This is a genomic window from Streptococcus suis (assembly GCF_002964045.1).
Taxonomy (GTDB): Bacteria; Bacillota; Bacilli; order Lactobacillales; family Streptococcaceae; genus Streptococcus; species Streptococcus suis_U.
On sequence record NZ_POPB01000209.1, the window covers coordinates 1 to 1,030 of the forward strand.

The window sequence follows — 1,030 nt, forward strand, 5'->3', positions numbered from 1 at the left end:
AAACTTTTTTTCATTCCGCTACTGACTAGCCCCTCAAGAGACAACTCAATTATTCTATCACGACTTATACACATTGTCAACCGGTTTTTTGATATTTTTTTGATTTTTTATGAAAAACTGAGCGGTCCCAAATTTCAAGTTGAAGTTAGCCACCCAAAAGAAATTCACTTGGCGACTTGTAGTCCAAGCATTTTTTAGGGTAGTTGTTAATCCAATTTTCGATAAAAGCGACTTCTTTCGGAGTCGTTTTCTTGGTTCCCTTAGGTAACCATCTACGAATTAATCGATTATGATTTTCATTTGAACCTCTCTCCCATGAAGAGTAAGCATGTGCGTAGTAGATATGTTCCTCAGGAAATACCTCAGACAATCGTTTGAACTCCGAACCATTATCTGCAGTAATGGACAGAATACGATGCTTCCCTAATAGTAACGTAAGCGCCTGATTGACAGATTCAGCAGTTTTATTTGGAATTAACCTTATAATTTGGTGTCTGCTCCGCCGGTCGGTTAAGACTAACAGGCAATAATTTTTTATCTTAGTTAGTAGGACGGTATCAATTTCATAATGACCATTTTCCAAGCGAAGATTAATAACGTCAGGACGTTCTTCGATAGATTTACCTGCCGGCTTAAAGCTCGGACTAGCTTGCTTCTTGACACCTTTCCTTTTTCTGGGATAAAGTATGTCGGCCTTCGTCAATCCTAAATGACCATTATGAAACCAGTAGTAGATGGTTGAAATACCAACTTTCACTTGCTTCTTCTTAACCATCATTTCAGGCGAAAATTTTTGCTTATGATAGTGTAAGATCTTCTCTCTGATTTCCTTTGTTAGAATTAACTTTTTCACCGACCGTTTTCGATTGGATTGGTAAGCAGTTTGTGCGTAATCGGCAGAATAGACCTTTTTGTATAGCCCTTTTCTCACTTGTTGTAAAGTTGTACCTCTTTTGACTTCATTATGAATCGTTTGAGGCGCCTTTCCTAATAAGCCTGCAATTTCACGATTGGACTTATTTTCATCAAT

General features: G+C 37.8%; 1 protein-coding gene. It reads right to left on the reverse strand.

All coding sequences use genetic code 11. The features are described from left to right. Positions 1 to 145: 145 nt before the first annotated feature. On the reverse strand, positions 146 to 1,030 hold an 885-nt coding region (locus C1E99_RS01865; RefSeq protein ID WP_105206426.1), incomplete at its 5' end, for an IS30 family transposase.